This window comes from Bradyrhizobium sp. USDA 4369 (assembly GCF_054056435.1).
In genome coordinates this window covers 3,771,272-3,786,879 of the sequence record NZ_JBSRYH010000001.1, presented here as the reverse complement: position 1 = coordinate 3,786,879, position 15,608 = coordinate 3,771,272, and the positions used below count along the sequence as shown (strand labels likewise).

Here is a 15,608-nt window from a genome sequence, read left to right as displayed (position 1 = left end):
CTCTGCCCAGAGCCCGTTTTGGCCCGCCCCGCCAAATTGGCCGTTGATTTCGACCCAAAACCCTTTTCGGTCAGCGGAAACTGGTCTAAAGACCGCTCGCGCGCGAGCACAGGTCGCGCCTTGGCCTTACGGGGACGCGCGATACGCGCGCCCTTTTTTTGTGCCCAATTCCTGCCCGTTTCTTGCCCGTGAGCTTGAATGCCGAAACGCACCGACATCTCCACAATCCTGATCATTGGCGCCGGCCCGATCGTCATCGGCCAGGCCTGCGAGTTCGACTATTCGGGCACGCAGGCGGTGAAGGCGCTGAAGGAGGAGGGCTATCGCGTCGTCCTCGTCAACTCCAATCCGGCCACGATCATGACCGATCCGGAACTGGCCGATGCGACCTATATCGAGCCGATCACGCCCGAGATCGTCGCCAGGATCATCGAGAAGGAGCGGCACGTCATCCCCGGCGGCTTCGCGCTGCTGCCCACGATGGGCGGACAGACCGCGCTGAACTGCGCGCTGTCGCTGCGCCGGCAGGGCACGCTGGAAAAGTTCGACGTCGAGATGATCGGCGCCACGGCTGACGCGATCGACAAGGCGGAAGACCGCCAGCTGTTCCGCAACGCGATGGAGAAGATCGGGCTGCAGACACCGAAGTCGCGGCTCGCCAACGCCTCCGCGCTCAAGAAGCAGTTTCGCGACAAATATCTCGCCGAGCGCGAGAAGCTGTCGGGGCCCGCGCGCGACGAGCTCGACCGGCAATGGAGCTTGGGCGAGAACGAGCGCCGCAAGCGTTATCAGGAATACGCGCTCGGCGAAGCCATGATGGCGCTGTCCGAGATCGGCCTGCCCGCGATCATCCGTCCGTCCTTCACCATGGGCGGCACCGGCGGCGGCATCGCCTACAACAAGGAAGAATTCCTCGACATCATCGAGCGTGGCCTCGACGCCTCCCCCACCAACGAAGTGCTGATCGAAGAATCGGTGCTCGGGTGGAAGGAGTACGAGATGGAGGTGGTCCGCGATAAGAAGGACAACTGCATCATCATCTGCTCGATCGAGAACCTCGATCCGATGGGTGTGCACACCGGCGACAGCATCACGGTTGCACCGGCGCTGACCTTGACCGACAAGGAATATCAGATCATGCGCGACGCCTCGCTGGCGGTGCTGCGCGAGATCGGCGTCGAGACCGGCGGCTCCAACGTGCAGTTCGGCGTCAACCCGGCGGACGGCCGCATGGTCGTGATCGAGATGAATCCGCGGGTGTCGCGCTCCTCGGCACTGGCTTCCAAGGCGACCGGCTTCCCGATCGCCAAGGTCGCAGCCAAGCTCGCCGTCGGCTACACGCTCGACGAGATCGCCAACGATATCACCGGCGGCGCGACGCCGGCGTCGTTCGAGCCGACCATCGACTATGTCGTCACCAAGATCCCGCGCTTTGCCTTCGAGAAATTCCCGGGCGCCTCGACCACGCTGACCACCTCGATGAAGTCGGTCGGCGAGGTCATGGCGATCGGACGGACATTCCAGGAGAGCCTGCAGAAGGCGCTCCGAGGTCTGGAGACGGGCCTGACCGGCCTCGACGAGATCGAGATCGACGGGCTCGGCCGCGGCGACGACAAGAACGCGATCCGCGCCGCCCTGGGCACGCCGACGCCGAACCGGATCCTGCAGGTGGCCCAGGCCATGCGCCTCGGCTGGTCGGACGAGGAAATCTTCAACTCCTGCAAGATCGATCCCTGGTTCCTGGCGCAGATGCGCGGCATCGTCGAAATGGAAGACAAAGTACGACGGCACGGCCTGCCGCCGAACGCGAACGGGATGCGCACCCTGAAGGCGATGGGCTTCTCCGACGCGCGCCTTGCCGTGCTGGCCAACACGACAGAAGCCGAGGTCGCAGCCAAGCGGCACGCGCTCGGCGTGCGTCCGGCGTTCAAGCGCATCGACACCTGCGCGGCGGAATTCGCTTCGCCCACGGCCTACATGTATTCGAGCTACGAGACGCTGTTCGCAGGCAACCTCGCCGACGAAAGCGCTCCGTCCGACAAGAAGAAGGTCGTCATTCTCGGCGGCGGACCGAACCGCATCGGCCAGGGCATCGAGTTCGATTATTGCTGCTGCCATGCCTGTTTCGCGCTGGCCGACGCCGGCTATGAGACCATCATGGTCAACTGCAATCCGGAGACCGTGTCGACCGACTATGACACGGCGGATCGTCTGTATTTCGAGCCGTTGACGGCCGAGGACGTGCTGGAAATCATCGCGACCGAGCGCAAGAACGGGACCTTGCACGGGGTCATCGTGCAGTTCGGCGGCCAGACGCCGCTCAAGCTGGCGCGCGCGCTGGAAGCGGCCGAGGTGCCGATCCTAGGCACCTCGCCCGAGGCGATCGACCTCGCCGAGGACCGCGACCGTTTCAAGCGCGTCCTCGACAAGCTGCATCTGAAACAGCCGAAGAACGGCATCGCCTATTCGGTCGAGCAGGCCCGCCTCGTCGCCGCCGATCTCGGCCTGCCGCTGGTGGTGCGTCCGTCCTATGTGCTCGGCGGCCGCGCGATGCAGATCATCCGCGAGGACAACCAGCTCAGCGATTACCTGCTCGGCACCCTGCCCGAGCTGGTGCCGGCCGATGTCAAGGCGCGCTATCCGAACGACAAGACCGGCCAGATCAACACGGTGCTCGGCAAGAACCCGCTGCTGTTCGACCGCTACCTTTCCGATGCCACCGAAGTGGATGTCGACTGCCTCTCCGACGGCAGGGACACCTTCGTGGTCGGCATCATGGAGCACATCGAGGAGGCCGGCATCCATTCCGGCGACTCCGCCTGCTCGCTGCCGCCGCATTCGCTCGACGCGGCCACGATCGCCGAGCTGGAGCGCCAGACGCGCGAGCTCGCACTCGGGCTCGACGTGGTCGGGCTGATGAACGTGCAATATGCCATCAAGGACGGCACCATCTACGTGCTCGAAGTGAACCCGCGCGCGTCACGCACGGTGCCCTTCGTCGCCAAGGTGGTCGGTACGCCCGTGGCCAAGATCGCGGCCCGAATCATGGCCGGCGAGAAGCTCGCCGATTTCGGCCTGACCAAGCGCGCGCTCAAGCATGTCGGCGTCAAGGAATCGGTGTTTCCGTTCGCCCGCTTCCCCGGCGTCGACACCGTGCTCGGCCCGGAGATGCGTTCGACCGGCGAGGTCATGGGCATTGACCGCTCCTTCGAGGTGGCCTTCGCTAAAAGTCAGCTTGGCGGCGGCACGCGGGTCCCGCGCAAAGGCACGGTGTTCGTCTCCGTGCGCGAGAGCGACAAGGCCCGAATCACCGAGGTGGTGCGGATGCTGCACGAGCTCGGCTTCAAGGTCGTCGCGACCTCCGGCACCCAGCGCTACCTCGTCGATCAGGGTGTCCCGACCGAGAAGATCAACAAGGTGCTGGAAGGCCGTCCGCATATCGTGGACGCCATCACCAATGGCGATATCCAGCTGGTCTTCAACACTACGGAAGGCCCGCAGGCGCTCGCGGACAGCCGCTCGCTGCGGCGCGCTGCCCTCTTGCATAAAGTGCCGTATTACACCACTCTTTCGGGTGCTGTGGCGGCCGCGCAAGGCATCCGCGCCTATCTCGGGGGAGACCTTGAGGTCCGCACCTTGCAGAGTTACTTTTCCGAAAACTAATCGCGTCGCGCGGGCAACCGCCGGCTAAGCGATTGGCAATAATCGGCAATAAAGCCTCACGGCAGGAACTCGCCGCCCCGTTCGATGTTGGTCCGGCCTTTCATGGTCCGGTATGATCGGGGTTTCGGGCTTTGCATTGGGCCGCAAAGGCCTATTCTGAAGATGCTGATCGTGCGCGCCCCTTGCCCGCACGACTGAAGGACGAGAAGAAATGGTCGAAAAGGTTCCCATGACCTCGGGCGGCTACGCCGCGCTTGAGAACGAGCTGAAGCAGCGCCAATCGGTGGACCGCCCGCGCATCATCGAGCACATCGCCGAGGCGCGCTCGCATGGCGACCTGTCGGAGAACGCGGAATATCACGCCGCCAAGGAAGAGCAGTCTCACAATGAGGGCCGCATCGCGGAGCTCGAGGACAAGCTCGCGCGCGCGGACGTGATCGACGTCACGAAGCTCTCCGGCGAAACGATCAAGTTCGGCGCGACCGTGACCCTGATCGACGAGGACACCGAGAAGAAGACGGTCTGGCAGATCGTCGGCGAGGTCGAAGCAGACGCCAAGAAGGGCAAGATCTCCATCACCTCCCCGCTCGCCCGCGCCCTCATCGGCAAGAAGATGGGCACCACGGTCGAGGTCATGGCGCCCGGCGGGGCCAAGTCCTACGAAATCGCCAAAGTCGAATGGCGCTGAGGCGCGGCCGCATCGCGGTCACGAAACCCAGGGCCGTGCGGATCGCGCGGCCCTTTGTCGTTTCAGCCCTGGGTCGTTTCAGCCCTGGCAACGACCGAGACCGCCAGTTCGACAGTACACGTTCAATTCATCGCAGGTGGCGACACACCCGCGTGACGCAGTACCGCTCATGGGCTAATTCATGGCAGACGGCCGCCGCAACGATCGGTCCGGCCGCCACATCATGATTTTTCTGGTTGGGGGACAATCACACATGGAGCAGATGCTCTCGAAATGGCAGCCGGCTGTGCTCAGCCTGTTTCGCTTCATCACCGGCCTGCTGTTGTTTCAATACGGCGTGGCCAAGATCTTCAAGTTTCCGGTCATCCCGTACTTCGCCAACATCCCGCCTCTGATCTACACGGCAGGCATGCTCGAACTCGTGCTTGGCGCGCTGCTCATCGTCGGCCTGTTCACCAGGCCCGTCGCGTTCATCCTCTCGGGCGAGATGGCCTTCGCCTATTTCATGGGCCACATGTTCAAGACCGGAGAGCCTGTCTGGCTGCCGCTCCTGAACAACGGCACCGCGGCGATCGCGTTCTGCTTCTCCTGCCTCTACCTTGCGACCGCGGGCGGCGGCCCGATCAGCCTGGATGCGCTGCTGCGCAAGAAGAGCTGAGCTGCCGCTCCGTCGATTTCAATCCGGGGCGTCGCAACAGCCGTCCCCGGAATGACAGACCGGTCCAGGTCATGATGCGTTTTCACGGAACCGCATCATGACCTTATCTCTTTGTTTGAGCATGATCTTTTCGGAAAACCGGCTGCCACATTTGCGGATCGCGCGCTAGCTGCGCACCTTCACCTCGAGCGGCACCGCGGCAGCATATTTAGAATTGTGCAGCACCAGCGAGGTCCGGACGTTGCGCACGTGGGGCGCCGCGGTCAGGTGCGTTACGAACTCCTGAAAGGTCGCCATGTCAGGTGCCACGCATTTCAGGATGAAATCGACCTCGCCGGACAGCATCCAGCATTCCCGCACCAGGGGCTCGGCGCGAACGAACTCCTCGAAGGCCTTCAGGTCGGGATCAGCCTGACTCGACAGATGCACCGAGGCGAAGACGGTGACGTCGAAGCCAAGCTTGCGCGGATCGAGCAGACCTCGATAACCGGTGATATAGCCCTCTTCCTCCAGGGTCCTCACACGCCGCAGACAGGGCGGCGGCGAAATGCCGACGCGCTTGGCCAGTTCCACATTGGTGATCCTGCCATCGGCCTGGATCTCGCTCAGGATTTTGAGGTCGATTTCGTCAAGATTCTTGGACACGGGGCGCGGGGGGCTGGCGGGAACAAGCGGGAGACGTGATCCGCGGGTGGGTGGCAACTCTCTTAGCGCAAGCCGGTCAATTTGCGCAATTTTATTACTCTAGATTTCCCCTGTTGACCGGCTCGTGAAGGGAAAATTCGCCGAGATGCGTTGCAATTCTTGCATAGCTTGCCAGATGGCTTAGACTTGGATTTGACATTTTCGAATGGGGCTTCGGGGGCGTTCTTTGCGCATTCCGCTCGCTGCGTCGTCAATCTCCCCCTTTTCCAGCGAGTCATCGTCCCCATGCAAGCTCCGATCCATGCCAAAGTCGTCATCATCGGGTCCGGCCCTGCCGGCTACACGGCGGCGATTTACGCGGCACGGGCGATGCTTGAGCCGGTGCTCATCCAGGGCATCCAGCCGGGCGGTCAGCTAACCATCACGACCGACGTCGAGAACTATCCGGGCTTTGCCGACGTCATCCAGGGCCCCTGGCTGATGGAGCAGATGGAAAAGCAGGCGACCCATGTCGGGGCGCAGATCAAGATCGACCTCGTGACCAAGCTGGAGCTGGCGCAGCGCCCGTTCCGCCTGACCTGCGATTCCGGCGACATCTATCTCGCCGAAACGGTCATCCTGGCCACCGGCGCCCAGGCGCGCTGGCTGGGGCTCCCCTCCGAGGAGACGTTCAAGGGATTCGGCGTCTCGGCCTGCGCCACCTGCGACGGCTTCTTCTATCGCGGCAAGGAAGTCATCGTCGTCGGCGGCGGCAATACGGCGGTCGAAGAAGCGCTGTTCCTGACCAATTTTGCCTCGACCGTCACGGTCGTGCACCGGCGCGATCATTTCCGCGCCGAGCGGATCCTGCAGGAGCGCCTGTTCAAGCATCCCAAGATCAGGGTCGTCTGGGACAGCGCGCTGGACGAAATCTGCGGCGCCAGCAATCCGTCCAAGGTCACGCATGTCCGGCTCAAAAACGTCAAGACCGGCGCCGTCTCCGAACTGCCGGCCGACGGCGTCTTCGTCGCCATCGGCCATGCACCGGCGACGGAGCTCGTCGCCGGCCAACTCAAGCTGAAGCCGTCCGGCTATGTCGAGGTCGTGCCAGGCACGACTGCGACCTCCGTCCCCGGGGTGTTCGCGGCCGGCGACGTCGCCGACGAAACCTATCGGCAGGCGATCACCGCTGCCGGCATGGGATGCATGGCCGCGCTCGAGGCCGAACGCTTCCTCGCCCACGCAGCGAGCGAACGCGCCGCTGCTGAATGAACTGAAGATGCCACGATCACGGGATGGATTTACGGATATGGATTGGGACAAGCTGAAGGTGTTTCACGCAGCGGCGGAAGCTGGCAGCTTCACGCATGCCGGGGAGCAGCTCGGACTGTCGCAATCGGCAGTGTCACGCCAGGTCAGCGCGCTCGAGCAGGAACTGGCGGTCTCGCTGTTTCATCGTCACGCCCGCGGGCTGATCCTCACCGAACAAGGCGACCTCTTGTTCCGGACCGCGCATGACGTCTTCATGCAGTTGCAGGCGGCGCGGGCCAAGCTCACCGACAGCCGAGAGCGGCCGAGCGGCGATCTCAAGATCACCACCACGCCGGGCGTCGGCATCAACTGGCTGATCCCACGGCTCGGCGAATTCACCTCACTCTATCCGGAGATCCGGATCTCGCTGATCGTCACCGACGAAGAGCTCGATCTCTCGATGCGCGAGGCCGACGTTGCGATTCGCACCCGCAAGCCGACGCAGCCCGACCTGATTCAGCGCAAGCTGTTCGCGATCAGCTTCCACGCTTACTGCTCCCCGGAATATGTGAAGCGGTTCGGCACGCCGCGGACACTCGACGAACTCGACGACCACCGCATCATCATGCTTGCGGACGGCCAGGTCGCCCCGCATCTGCAGAACCGCAGCTGGCTTGTCGATGCCGGGCGTAACGGCTCCGGTCCTCGCGAAGCCTATTTCAGGGTCAACAATATCCTCGGACTGGTGCGCGCCTGCCAACAGGGTCTCGGCATCGCCGCGCTGCCCGACTATCTGGTCGAAGAAAACAGCCGGCTGGTGCAGCTGTTCGGCGAGTCCGATTCAATCCAGCTCGACACCTACTTCGTCTATCCCGAGGAATTGAAAACGGTGGCGCGCGTGCAAGTGTTCCGTGACTTCGTCGTAAGCAAAGCGCAGCGCTGGCCGGCCTGAAATTGTGCATGTCTGACATGCGACCTACATGGTTGCTGCAACGCCGTGTCGAAGCCCATACTGCAATTGTGCTGAGCGTTGGCGTTGCGCATTGTCCCCCTCCTCCAGTGGCGCGAACGCTCAGAATCCCTCTTGGAAGGTGATTGTGTCGGCCGCGTTGGCCAATACCTCCAGCCGGGCTCATTGGGCCCGGCTATTTTTTTGCTCAGCTCGTTTTCTGCTCAGCTGTTTTGCTACTTGTTTCTGCGTGTCCGCCAATGCCGCATTGACAGCATCGGCGGCTCCGCGCATGTAGGTGGCATGTCCACATTTTCGAGCGCAACGTTGTCGTCGAAAAAAGCTCCCCTTCCGGGGACATGTGGACGCGCGCGCTAGAATCGTTCGAAACTTCACCGCCGCATCACCAAGCCCCGCCGCTCAGACGGGGTTTTTTCATGTCCCGTCTCCGGCACTCAGACCCAGGGAGATGGACCATGACCACGACGCGAACGCAATTGCAGGGACTTTGGCTGCCACTGATCACGCCGTTTCGCAACGGCGCGCTCGATGAAGCATCGCTGCGTGGCCTGATCCGCCACTACGCCGCCAAGCCCATCGACGGCGTGGTGCTCGGCGCGACCTCGGGCGAAGGACTGACACTGTCTTGGGACGAGCGCATGCGTGTGGTCAGCGTGGTCCATGACGAGGTCGCCGCGGCTGGCCGGCCGCTGCCGCTCTGCCTCGGGATTGGCGGGGTGGCGACATCCGATCTGATCGAGGCGCTCGATCGCACCACCTCATGGCCGATCGATTTCTATCTGATCTCGAGCCCGCCTTATGTGCGCCCGTCGCAGCGCGGACTGCTGGCGCATTTCACGGCGCTGGCTGATCATGCTGCGCACCCGATCATCCTCTACAACATTCCCTATCGGTCGGCGGTCGGGATCGACAATGACACAATGCTCCGGCTCGCCGAACATCCGATGATCGCGGGCCTGAAGGATTGCTGCGCCAACCGCGCGCAAACGCGCGACCTGATCGCGCGCCGGCCAGCGCAGTTCCGGATCCTGACCGGGGAGGACGCTCAGAGCTTCGATGCCGTGCAGGCCGGCGCGGACGGCGCCATCCTGCTCTCGGCCCATCTGGAGACAGAGACATTTGCCGCGATCCTGCGGCACGTGAAGGACGGTCGACATGATGACGCGGCGGCGGGCTGGGCACAGGTCGAGGATCTCACACGCCTGCTGTTCACAGAGCCGAGCCCTGCGCCTGCCAAGTACTGGCTGGCGCGGACGGGTGTGATCGCCAGCGCCGAAGTGCGGCTGCCGATGGTGGAGGTGAGCACCGAGCTCGCCGCCCGGCTGGACCAGGAGATCCGGCACCGCACGGCGATGGCGCAAAGCCGCGGCGCCTGACGCGTCTCCGCCGCGTTCGTCGGCTCTGCCGCGAACGCGGCGCGGATGCGCGGCCATGGCCGCGCGCCACGGCGGAGTCGACGACAACGAGCGGCGACGACTTGCGTGGTTAATCCGAACTAACGGCCACGATCAAATGCCGCGCCGCCGGCAACCTGATGTTTAAAGATGTTCGGCTATGGATGTTGAAAACGTCAGAGAACGCGGGGGCGTCGTGGCTTTGCAGGATCATCCATACCCTGAGCAGCAGGGGTTCAGCACCGAAGACATTCTTTGGGCCGTCGGGATCTGGTCCGTCATCCTGACCCTGACGCCAGCGATCGCCTTCTATCTGCTGATGATCGCCTGAGCGTCATTTTGCGGCGCTGAGCGGCACATCGTCGGCCCTCGCGAGACTGCGGATTCCCCCGAAAGGGACGAAAGTCATCCGACACGAAAAACGCGCGGAAGTCCGCGCGTCGACGCGTGATGGCAGGCCGCGATCAGGCCGCCTGCTTGTGCATGGCGCCATTGGCCGACACGGTGCCGCGAATCGCCTTCACCGAACGCTCGATGGCCGCCCAGAGACGAGCGATCTCGGCAGCAGCCCGCCCTTCGGCGTAGTATTCGCGTACGCCTTCACCCTGCCCCAGCGCCATCAGCAGATCGGCACGGTTGGTGATCTGCCCACCCCACACCGGCGCCTTGAACTTCGCCAAGGCCTCGCGGGCGATGGTGACGATCGGGCTCTCGGCGTCGTCACGGCGTGCCGGCGCTCCGTTGAGAACGACAGCATAGGGCTTGCGCGCCGAGCGGCAGGTCTGAATGGTTTCCTGAACCGCATTGACGTCGAACACACCGGGACGGGCCGGGATGATCACCATGGTCGCGTTCTTGATCGCATCTTCGACGACGGCCGATACGGTCGGAGGCGTATCGATCAGCACCCATTCGACGCCATCGCGGCGGGCCGCGGCGACGATCGCGCTCACCGAGTTCACTGCCGTCTTGATCGGCGGCTCATTGGTGCCGCGCAGCTTGTGCCAGAGCGTCAGCGACCCCTGAGGGTCAGCATCGATGAGCAGACAAGACTTGCTCGCCTTGATCTGCGCAGCGAGATGGGCGGCCAGGGTGCTCTTGCCTGAACCGCCCTTACGCGATGCGAAAACAATAACGTTCATACCTTGGCCTCCAGATTGACCCCGGCAGCGAAAATGAATCAGCGGACTGATTCGCGGAAGATAAATTTAGCGATTGTTAAGGCGTAACTCCTGATTGCCGAAACGGATTGGTTTTTGAGTCACACCATCAGCAGAAAACACAGCAGGTCGTACCGTGTCTTCGGCAACATCTGATCCTCACCGACCGCATTTGCATGCTGAGGCTGCACGCCTGGGTGCGCATTGACCGGCTTCCTCGTCAACAACAGCCGGTCGGATGCTCATGGGCTTGTCGGCGCGCGCTGCCGACGCGGCCTGGACTGCGGCGCCCCGGACTCGGCGCGACAGGGCGGCGACAGTTCAGACTTGCGCCGGACCATGCAGGCGGTGACGCGATCGACGTCGGGAATCTCGGAACTACAAAGCCGGAAGGCGTCGCCCGTGCAAGCCTGCTCCTGTTCGGCGGTATACGCATACACGGAAACTGGAACCGTCGTCAGGACCGGCAGCGCCGCTCCCAGGACGCCCCCTCATCGTGCCTCCTCGGTTCGCCAACACTAGTTGCAATCTCGACGGATTCGCAAGCGGCACAAGTTCACGCGGCCAGATGATCCAGCAGCGCCATCATGACGGGCGCGTCGGGCATCGGCAGCACCGCATCGATGCGGTCGAGCAGGCGCGATTGCAGCAACGGATTGCGCGCCTTGCCGATGGTACCGAGGGGCCCGCGAAAACCGTGATCCTCCCAGGCCAGTTCGAGCAATGCCTCGCTGGTGAGCGCCTCGATGAGATCGTCGGCGCCCCGGTCGAGGCTGATCAGCGGATGCGCCGAGAACACCGTCGGCTTCGGATAGATGATCACGGGCTTGGCCGGCGCATTCGCCTCGACGCGCGTCCAGCGCTCCGGATCCTGAAGCACCCATTCGACCAGCTGATTCTCGTAGCCGACGATCAACGGCTGGGCGCCGCCGCCGCCGGCGATGTAATCGTCGAACAACTTGCCGGAGGATGGCGGCTTGAAGCCCATCCGTTTGAATATGGTGGCGACGTCGCCATCGATCCTGGGCAGCGCGTCGAGCGCGATCACGTCGCCGCTCAAGAGGTTCGCTGCAAGGCCAGCGAACATGAAGCCGGAGTTGGACCTGTTGGGATCCGTGGAGACGATCCGCGCGCGGCCGAACAAATCGGCAACTCCGATCTGCGCCCAGCTCTCGCCGGCGATGATCGCCTTGAGAAGCTTCGAGAGATCGGCCGTATAGCGCGGTCCGCCCGCGGGCTCGGCGATACCGGCCTTCACGAGCCCGTCGGCGATGCGATCCCAGGAATAGAGCACGATCGGCGAATTGAAGATCACCTGGTCGCGCGAGATCTTCACGCCGGCGCCGCGGGCGACCTCGACGAGCACGGATGAGGACGGCCACAGGAATTGCGGCTTCTGATCGAGCAGCGTCCGCTCGCGCACCATCTCGACCGAGCCGGCCCGGCGCGCATCGAGCACCATGCCGAACCGCCGCTCCAAGAGATTGCGCACGCGCGCGTTGGCGAGGAAGCCCTCCTTCTCGCCGCCGGCAAAGCCGAACAGCTGCTTGGGCTGGCCGAACTTGCCGGCAATCTCCGGATGCTGGCTCAGATACAGATAGCCGCCGGTGGCCGCTGCCGACGTCGCCAGCAGGCCGATCCCGAGAGCGCGGCGCGACATGGGCATCAGCCCCTCCTAGACCTTGTCCCGCCCCCGCTCGAGCGAGACGGCCTGCGGCGCAGCCGGGCCGAGATCCTCGTCGAGGGCGCTCTTGAGAAGTTTGAGCTCGATGTCGAGCTTGTCGAGGTCGGCATCCTGCAGGCTCACCGCGTAGCGGGTAAACGCCGCATCGAGCCGGTCGATCAGTTCGCGGGTCGAGGTCAGCCGCCCCGTGTCGGCGACGGGCGCATGCTCCAGCTCGGCATAGGCTTCGGCGATCTCGGCGGCGCGCGGGAGATAGTAGGTCAGAAAGCGCCTGACGCGATCGAGCCGCAGCGGGTCCTTCTCGATTGCCGCAAAGATGCGCCGCGCGATCACCGCGAGGTGGCGGACACCGTCGGCGACCTTGCGCTCACGGATGCGCCCCGCGGCTTGCTCCAACCGCTCGGCGCAGGGCGCCGCCTCGCCCAGGAGCTCGCGCGCGAGCTGCACCTTGCCGCGCGCGGCGCCGCTGGCATCGAGCAGCGGAAAGGCGGAGCGCGGCGCCAGCACCGCGATGGCGCCGCCGCCGGCGCCGAGACCGATCACGCATGCGAGCCAGAACGGCATACCGGCGCCGATAGCGAGCGCAGGGATCGCCGCGGCGGCGATGAGGCCGCCGACGATCCACCCGGTCTCTGACGACGCACTCGGCATCTAATTATATCCACGCACCGCGCGGAAGGCTTCGGTGAGATTCTTGGTGCCGTCGAAGACGCGGCCGCCGGTCAGCTTGGCCAGGGCATCCAGCTGCTTGCGGTCGGCCTCGTCGCCGAACGTCACGCCGAACACCGGCACGCGGCCGCCGTCGGCGCGCCAGGGCAGCTCGAAGGTCGCGCGCTCGCCATAGCTCTTCCCGTCGGTCATGATCACGATGGCCGCAAGATGAGAGCCCTTGTCCAAGATCGGCTTCATCGCTGACAATGCCCGCGCACCGCATGTATAGAAATCCGTTCCGCCGCCGGCGCGAAGCTCGAGAGTCTGCTTCAACAGCCCCTCCTGCTCCTGCTCGTCGCCACTGGCGCTGGAAACCCACAGGACATGATCGTTGAAGGGCAGCACCAGAATTTCGTCCTGCTTCGACCATTGCACCAGCATCTCACGCGTCCGGGCCGGCGTCAGCAGAAAACGCATCGCCTCCAGCAGCTGCGTCTCGCCGTGGCCCTGCATGCTGCCGGAGAGATCGAGGCACAGCGCCGTCAGCGACGGCCGCCGCAGCGCGTCCTGATAGGCAGCCAGCGCGATCTGGATCACCTTCGGCTCGGGCGGCCGCACCACCGTGACCGCCCGCGACGGATCGATATTGGTCGTGGCATCGCCGGCGAGCTGGGCCGCGCGGGCCAGCTCCACCCGCCGTCCGGTCTTGGCGATGCGGGCCTGGGTTTCCGGCGTCAGCAGGAAGGCCTGCAGCGCGTCGAAGAAGGCCTGGACCTCCTTGCCGCGGCCGCGCTCGACGAAGCCTAACGGCGAATCCGCCACCGACACGCCATCCTCGGGATAGACAGCGTAGAGCGGCTCGAAGCCGTCGGCCTTGAGCTTGTCGTTGGTTTCCTTGATGACCGCCTCGTAGTTCCACATCGCCTGATAACGCGCGCCGTTGCGCTCGCCCTCGCGATAGAGGTCAGCCAGCCAGCCGCTCGACCCGGAGGACCGTTCGACGCCGCGCAACAGCGCGCGCACCGTGGTAACGACGCCCTCGCGTTCGAGATCGCCGGCCTCGATCAGGTCGGGCTTGCCGATCGCCGAGGCCAGCATGGCGAGATAGGCCGAGGCGCCGGAATTGTACTGCGTCGCCGAGGTCATCAGGAATTTCAGCCGCCCGGCCTCGACGGCCGCCAGAATGTCCTTCGTGGTCACCTTGGCACCGATCCAGCCGAGCTCCTGCGCCTTGGAGCGGCGCACGCCGAGGATCACCGGCATCTGGGTGATCGACTTGACCGACTTCACCCGGCGTCCGGTGTCGAACATGTCGATCCAGATCGAGGCCGCCGGCCACACCGCATCGGCCTTCGCCTCGCCGCCGGGCTTGAGCGACAGCGCGATGTCGAGCGAGCCCTGATAGCTCATGTCGCAGGTCGCGCCGCGCGACCTGCAGAACTCCTGGACCAGCGGCTCCAGCACGTCATTCTCGGACCCCGACAGAATCGAGAATTGCGGCCCGCTCTGGCCGCAGCCTGCGAGCCAGATCGCGCTCAGAACGATCGCGAGCATCCGCCACATGGCTGCCACACTCACACCGGCGCCTTCGACAGCACCGCCTTCAACTCCGCCGTCTGCTGCGCCATGCGCTGCTCGACCTCCTCGCGCTTCTTGCGGCCCTCCTGCTGGGTGGTCAGCACGCCGGCAATGGTATCGATCAGATCGCGGTTGGTCTTGTCCAGGGTCTCGATGTCGACGATGCCGCGCTGCGACTGCTGCTCGATCGCGATCGCCTGGGTCTTCATCATCTCGGACGCCTGGCGCATCATCTCGTTGGTCGCGTCGGTGACCGTCTTCTGCAGTTCGAGCGCCGCTTTCTGCCGCTGCAGGCCGAGCAGCAGGATCATCTTCTGCTTCCAGACGGGGATCGTGAGCTCGGTGGTGGCCTGGAGATTCTCGATCAGCGTCTCGTCGCCGGACTGCACGATGCGGATCTGCGGCAGCTGCTGGATGCCGATCTGGCGGGCCTGCTGCAGATAGAAGATGCGCTTCTCCAGCCGGTCGAGCGCCTGCACCGCGTCCTGGTAGGTCTGCGCCGCCATCAGCGCGTCGCTGCCCTCCGCGGAGGCCTTCGCGGCGCGCTCCAGTTCGAGCAGCGGCCCGCGGCGATAATCATCGACAAAGGCCTTGCCGGCCGCGATATGCGCGTCGAGTTCGGCGAGCGCGGTCTTGGTCTGCTCGTGCAGGTCGTCGAGCAGCGCGATGTCGCGCCGCAACGTCTCCTTGTTGCGGTCGAGTTCGATGCAGATGCGGTCGATCTGCGAGGCAACATCGTCAAAGGCGTCGCCGAAGCGCCGCACCCGCGCCTCCATCGACGAGAACATCCGCGTAAGCAGCCCGGCATCCTTGAGCGCCGCCGGGTCGAGCTCGCGGGCCTTGCCGAGGATGTCGGACAGCAATTTTCCGGTCGTCCCCATCTCCCGGTTCTGGGTCTGGGCCAGGATGCGGTCGGCGAACTCGACGACGGAGCGCTGCGCGCGGTCACCGAACGTCACGAGGCGCGACCGATCGGAAATGTCGATCTCGGAGCGGATACGGGCGACCACGGACCGGTCGGCTTGAACCGCCGGCAGGTTGACGGTGTCGGACATCAGGATACCTCAGGGGATGGGCCAAGAGCGACCGAGCAGAAGGGCGGCGACTGTACGGACGCTTTTCAATGGTTCGATGACAGCGGACGAAAAACCGAATGCGACGCATGTTCAGGAACATGGCGCTGGCGACCATTAGCCGCAGATCGGAGCGGGCGAAGAACTCCGGCCTCGCCGCGCGACCGATGGATTCGTCGGTCAGACGGCCATTCGGTTCACCGCGAAGTCAAGG

13 protein-coding genes are annotated in these 15,608 nt (G+C 64.4%); 7 read left to right on the top strand and 6 right to left on the bottom strand.

The features are described from left to right. Positions 1–198: 198 nt before the first annotated feature. From carB to ACVIJ6_RS17090, 3 genes are all read left to right on the top strand, one after another. A complete protein-coding gene (carB, locus tag ACVIJ6_RS17100) occupies positions 199–3,663 on the top strand; it encodes a carbamoyl-phosphate synthase large subunit (protein ID WP_456773617.1) in 3,465 nt (1,154 codons plus the stop codon). Between the two features lie 211 nt (positions 3,664–3,874). Next, entirely contained in the window at positions 3,875–4,351 is a 477-nt protein-coding gene (gene greA / locus ACVIJ6_RS17095) for a transcription elongation factor GreA (protein ID WP_012046626.1), read from the top strand. Between the two features lie 253 nt (positions 4,352–4,604). Next, positions 4,605–5,009: a DoxX family protein gene (locus tag ACVIJ6_RS17090; protein WP_012046627.1), complete on the top strand. Its 405-nt coding sequence runs from the start codon at positions 4,605–4,607 to the stop codon at positions 5,007–5,009. Between the two features lie 165 nt (positions 5,010–5,174). Here the strand turns inward: ACVIJ6_RS17090 and ACVIJ6_RS17085 are convergent, their stop codons facing one another. Then, positions 5,175–5,654: an Lrp/AsnC family transcriptional regulator gene (locus ACVIJ6_RS17085; RefSeq protein ID WP_456773616.1), complete on the bottom strand. Its 480-nt coding sequence runs from the start codon at positions 5,652–5,654 to the stop codon at positions 5,175–5,177. Positions 5,655–5,939: 285 nt separating this feature from the next. Here ACVIJ6_RS17085 and trxB point away from each other — a divergent pair, with 285 nt between their 5' ends. The 4 genes from trxB (at position 5,940) to ACVIJ6_RS17065 (ending at position 9,579) form a co-directional block, all read left to right on the top strand. Continuing rightward, entirely contained in the window at positions 5,940–6,905 is a 966-nt protein-coding gene (gene trxB / locus ACVIJ6_RS17080; protein ID WP_456773615.1) for a thioredoxin-disulfide reductase, read from the top strand. A 7-nt stretch (positions 6,906–6,912) separates the two neighbouring features. Then, the gene (locus ACVIJ6_RS17075) at positions 6,913–7,836 is read left to right on the top strand and encodes a LysR family transcriptional regulator (RefSeq protein WP_012046630.1); all 924 of its coding nucleotides are present in this window, start codon (positions 6,913–6,915) and stop codon (positions 7,834–7,836) included. A gap of 473 nt (positions 7,837–8,309) precedes the next feature. Beyond that, positions 8,310–9,230, top strand: coding sequence for a 4-hydroxy-tetrahydrodipicolinate synthase (gene dapA, locus ACVIJ6_RS17070; RefSeq protein ID WP_456773614.1), 921 nt, complete (start codon positions 8,310–8,312; stop codon positions 9,228–9,230). 178 nt (positions 9,231–9,408) lie between these two features. Then, complete coding sequence (locus tag ACVIJ6_RS17065; protein ID WP_168167853.1) at positions 9,409–9,579, top strand: hypothetical protein; 171 nt, start codon at positions 9,409–9,411, stop codon at positions 9,577–9,579. Between the two features lie 133 nt (positions 9,580–9,712). On the opposite strand, the gene ACVIJ6_RS17060 is transcribed toward ACVIJ6_RS17065, so the two are convergent. The 5 genes from ACVIJ6_RS17060 to ACVIJ6_RS17040 all read right to left on the bottom strand — a co-directional run bounded on the left by ACVIJ6_RS17060 (position 9,713) and on the right by ACVIJ6_RS17040 (position 15,376). Next, positions 9,713–10,390: a ParA family protein gene (locus tag ACVIJ6_RS17060; RefSeq protein WP_012046633.1), complete on the bottom strand. Its 678-nt coding sequence runs from the start codon at positions 10,388–10,390 to the stop codon at positions 9,713–9,715. Positions 10,391–10,964: 574 nt separating this feature from the next. Further along, on the bottom strand, positions 10,965–12,074 hold the full coding sequence (locus ACVIJ6_RS17055; RefSeq protein WP_456773613.1) for a hypothetical protein: 1,110 nt from the start codon (positions 12,072–12,074) through the stop codon (positions 10,965–10,967). Positions 12,075–12,083: 9 nt separating this feature from the next. Further along, the gene (locus ACVIJ6_RS17050; RefSeq protein WP_456773612.1) at positions 12,084–12,743 is read right to left on the bottom strand and encodes a 5-bromo-4-chloroindolyl phosphate hydrolysis family protein; all 660 of its coding nucleotides are present in this window, start codon (positions 12,741–12,743) and stop codon (positions 12,084–12,086) included. Continuing rightward, positions 12,744–14,306: a substrate-binding domain-containing protein gene (locus tag ACVIJ6_RS17045; RefSeq protein ID WP_456773611.1), complete on the bottom strand. Its 1,563-nt coding sequence runs from the start codon at positions 14,304–14,306 to the stop codon at positions 12,744–12,746. An 11-nt stretch (positions 14,307–14,317) separates the two neighbouring features. Further along, positions 14,318–15,376 (bottom strand): toxic anion resistance protein, encoded by a 1,059-nt coding sequence (locus ACVIJ6_RS17040; RefSeq protein ID WP_456773610.1) that lies wholly within the window; start codon positions 15,374–15,376, stop codon positions 14,318–14,320. Positions 15,377–15,608 lie beyond the last annotated feature (232 nt).

Bases quoted from the DNA above. Each gene is read 5' to 3' on its own strand.
- carB (WP_456773617.1), top strand. From the start codon at position 199: ATGCCGAAACGCACCGACATCTCCACAATCCTGATCATTGGCGCCGGC.
- greA (WP_012046626.1), top strand. From the start codon at position 3,875: ATGGTCGAAAAGGTTCCCATGACCTCGGGCGGCTACGCCGCGCTTGAG.
- ACVIJ6_RS17090 (WP_012046627.1), top strand. From the start codon at position 4,605: ATGGAGCAGATGCTCTCGAAATGGCAGCCGGCTGTGCTCAGCCTGTTT.
- trxB (WP_456773615.1), top strand. From the start codon at position 5,940: ATGCAAGCTCCGATCCATGCCAAAGTCGTCATCATCGGGTCCGGCCCT.
- ACVIJ6_RS17075 (WP_012046630.1), top strand. From the start codon at position 6,913: ATGCCACGATCACGGGATGGATTTACGGATATGGATTGGGACAAGCTG.
- dapA (WP_456773614.1), top strand. From the start codon at position 8,310: ATGACCACGACGCGAACGCAATTGCAGGGACTTTGGCTGCCACTGATC.
- ACVIJ6_RS17065 (WP_168167853.1), top strand. From the start codon at position 9,409: ATGGATGTTGAAAACGTCAGAGAACGCGGGGGCGTCGTGGCTTTGCAG.
- ACVIJ6_RS17060 (WP_012046633.1), bottom strand. From the start codon at position 10,390: ATGAACGTTATTGTTTTCGCATCGCGTAAGGGCGGTTCAGGCAAGAGC.
- ACVIJ6_RS17055 (WP_456773613.1), bottom strand. From the start codon at position 12,074: ATGCCCATGTCGCGCCGCGCTCTCGGGATCGGCCTGCTGGCGACGTCG.
- ACVIJ6_RS17050 (WP_456773612.1), bottom strand. From the start codon at position 12,743: ATGCCGAGTGCGTCGTCAGAGACCGGGTGGATCGTCGGCGGCCTCATC.
- ACVIJ6_RS17045 (WP_456773611.1), bottom strand. From the start codon at position 14,306: ATGTGGCGGATGCTCGCGATCGTTCTGAGCGCGATCTGGCTCGCAGGC.
- ACVIJ6_RS17040 (WP_456773610.1), bottom strand. From the start codon at position 15,376: ATGTCCGACACCGTCAACCTGCCGGCGGTTCAAGCCGACCGGTCCGTG.